This window comes from Candidatus Endomicrobiellum pyrsonymphae (assembly GCF_020328025.1).
In the GTDB taxonomy this organism is placed as follows: Bacteria; Elusimicrobiota; Endomicrobiia; order Endomicrobiales; family Endomicrobiaceae; genus Endomicrobiellum; species Endomicrobiellum pyrsonymphae.
In genome coordinates, this window is the sequence record NZ_JAIXMZ010000110.1 from 1 (window position 1) to 3,276 (window position 3,276).

Below are 3,276 nucleotides of genomic sequence, written 5' to 3' on the forward strand. Positions count from 1 at the left end.
AGGCGCATTAAAGTATTCTAATTTTACGTATCTTGGTTATTTGATGAAAGCTGCGGTTATCGAAAATCCGGATATTCCTGTCGCAATGCATTTGGACCACGGCAACTCTTTGGAGACGGTAATAAAGGCAATAGATCTCGGATTCTCGTCAGTTATGATAGACGGTTCTCTTATGGAAGACGGTAAGACAGCGTCAACTTACGATTACAATGTAAAAGTTACGCGTTCTGTTGTTGAGTATGCTCATTCGAAAGGCGTTTCTGTTGAAGCAGAAATCGGTACTCTAGGAGGTCTTGAAGATGGTGTTGGTTCAGGGACAATACATTTAACAGATCCTAAAGAAGCAAAAAAATTTGTAGATGAAACGAGCGTAGATTCTTTGGCTATAGCAATAGGCACCTCCCACGGCGCGTATAAGTTTAAAGGCGCGGCAAATCTTGCGTTTAATGTTCTAAAAGAAATAAGGGCTTTAATTGATATTCCCATTGTTCTTCATGGAGCTTCATCTGTTCCTAAAGAATTAATCGACGAAGTAAACAAATACGGCGGCAAAATGCCGGGAGCAACAGGCGTGCCTATAGAAAGTTTGCAGGAAGCAATTAAGCTTGGAGTATCAAAAATTAATGTTGATACAGATGGGAGACTCGCGATTACATCTGCGATAAGAAAAGTTTTTATAGAAACTCCCGAGAAGTTTGATCCTAGGGATTATCTCGGACCTGCAAGGATTGCTCTTGCAAGTCTCATAGCTTCAAAAATGAAAGCTTTCGGAACTGCCGGACACGCAAAAGATTACGCTCCTCAAAGTCTCGGAGACATGAAAAAATTTTACGCAACAGAATAGATTCTTTAAAAAGCTGTAAAAATTTTGTAGGACACCTGTGAACAAAATTGGTTGATAAATAAGAAAATATTCTATTACAGTCCGTTCGAGTAGGCGCGGATTGAGGTTAAAACAAAGGAGGTCTCAAATGTCCCTTTACATTGTAAAGAAAATTCAGCTTTCTTCAGTTCTTAAAGTCTTGCCCGTTATTTATGTAGTCTCTGCGGCTCTTCTCGGTTTGTTCATAGTTTTTTTTCCACAAACCGGTTCATTATCTGCAGAGTTTAGCTTTGGTCAAAAAATGGTTGCATGGATATGTCTTGTAGTTATCTACACTGTTATAGCGATAATACCGACTATTATAATGGTGTGGTTGTACAATTTTGTAACATCAAAATTGAATAACGGTATTGTAATTTCTCTCGAGCCTAAAGAATAAGAAATCGTTATTAGTTGCTATGCCGGATATTGAAAACTGTACAACACCTTCAGTATGTCCGACAACGTATATTCGCTAAACGAAAACCAATACCCGGGACTTAGAGGGCTTTGCCCTACAGAGCTTTGCCCTACAGAGCTTTGCCCTTGAGGACTTAGTCCCTCTAGACTTAGAGGACTATGTCCTACGGAGCTTTGCCACAAGGGACTTTGCCCCAAACTTCATCCGTTCGGGCTTTGCCCGTTCGTCCGGACTCTGTCCCTTTACTATAGAGTCCCTTTAGCCGTTTTTTGAGGTGCTTTTGCCTGACTTTTGCCTATAATTTTTGATGATTTTATATTAAATTGTTAAAAGCTTTGATATAATTACAATAGTTGTAGCTTGATTTGTTAAAAACTTTGATTTGATACGGTGTCGTGTCAGAAGAAGAGTAGTAGCGCTACTAGGGAAGTATTGAATGTGGCGGAGTAATGCACGGACACAGTTGCAGTTACACATGCAATACATGCAGTGGACGGGGCAAATCAACTAGACGTTGTAGTAGCTTTAATTAATTGGTACGACTTTTTTGTTTGGAATCTATAATATCCAAATCTAAATTTATCAAAACCTATCAAAACTGATAGATAGAAACAAAAGAGAAAATAATATGATGACATTACCTAAATTTGTTTTTATCTTGGATATTTGGTATCGTATAGAAACAAAAGAGGAGATAGTATGATGACATCACTCTTAAAAAGAGGACATAATATGATGACATTACGTTTAAAAAGATGTGTAAGCTTGTTTGTTTGCCTTTCTCTGCTCGTTTCGGCATGCTCGCCCGATAAATCTAACAAAGCTAGTAGCAAAGTTAGTAGCGATGTTAGCTCGCCCTCTATAATGTCTGTAGTCAAACCGCGGAGGGACTATAATGGCAATCTTACCTCCACCTCCTCTTCAAATTCCACTCCAGTTAGCTTCTGGAATCGTGAAATCGGGAAAGTCGGAGGATTTAGCGTAACGCCAACAAGAGTGGCAGTAGGCACAGTCGCAGTTTTGGGAACAGTTGCCGTGGTGGGAAGTGGGGTATGGTGGTTAGGACATAAGAAGGGGTGGTGGAAGAAGCCTTCAACTCAACAAAAAGGCGTTGAGGGCAACAACGCCAACGCCGACAACAACAACGTCAACAACAACGTCAACAACAACGTCAACAACAACCGCGGTGACTTAGAAGTATCACAACCAGCGCCTTCGACCTCTTCAACCCCGCCGGCGGAGGCGTACCAAAATCAACAGCAGCAGAATCAAAAACACCAGTACACACGACACCACAAACCATCACCAGCAACATCACCATCAGCAACTGTTGAAAGCGGTGTCAGCAAAGCACTATTCGACCAAGCAGTAGCAACGCCAATACCAGTAACACCACCGCCACACACAACACCATCACACACGATACCCGAACCGCTGACACCAGTATTAGTACACACGGCACCATCACACACGATACCATCACACACGATACCCGAACCGCCACCACCACCACTAGACCTAAGCGTACCACCACCACTAAACGCAGGTGAAGGTGGCGCATCACTAGAACGACTGCTAGCAGAAGCCGTACGAGCACGAGCAGCAACACAACCACAAGAACGAGCAGCAACACAAAGACGAATACTAGAGGAGCTAGAGGCACGAGACGCACGAAGACTAGTAGCCACACAAGCAGGAGTACAAGTAGCGATACTACAAGAAAGAATACGAGTGCAACAACTACTAATACAAGACCCACACCAACTACAACTAATAGTAGTACTAAACCACCACCTACAACGACTACTACTACCACAACAAGTAGAACAACTACGACTACGATACGGACAACAACTACAACAACTAGTACTACGACACGAACAACAACTACAAATACTACTACAATCAAAACTACAACAACTGCTACAACTACAACAACAACAACAACAACAACTAGACCAACAACAACTACAACAACAACAACAACAACAAC

The 3,276-nt window shown here is 41.8% G+C and carries 4 protein-coding genes; 2 read left to right on the forward strand and 2 right to left on the reverse strand.

Translation table 11 applies throughout. The features are described 5' to 3' along the window. Positions 1–844, forward strand: an 844-nt coding sequence (locus LE180_RS06750; RefSeq protein WP_374134688.1) for a ketose-bisphosphate aldolase, incomplete at its 5' end; no start/stop codon positions are given. A 127-nt stretch (positions 845–971) separates the two neighbouring features. Next, positions 972–1,262, forward strand: a complete 291-nt coding sequence (locus LE180_RS06755; RefSeq protein WP_374134689.1) for a hypothetical protein — start codon at positions 972–974, stop codon at positions 1,260–1,262. Between the two features lie 1,192 nt (positions 1,263–2,454). Here LE180_RS06755 and LE180_RS06760 read toward each other — a convergent pair. Then, the gene (locus tag LE180_RS06760) at positions 2,455–2,604 is read right to left on the reverse strand and encodes a hypothetical protein (protein ID WP_374134690.1); all 150 of its coding nucleotides are present in this window, start codon (positions 2,602–2,604) and stop codon (positions 2,455–2,457) included. Positions 2,605–2,625: 21 nt separating this feature from the next. Further along, positions 2,626–3,276: hypothetical protein (locus LE180_RS06765; RefSeq protein WP_374134691.1), on the reverse strand; the 651-nt coding region annotated here is incomplete at its 5' end.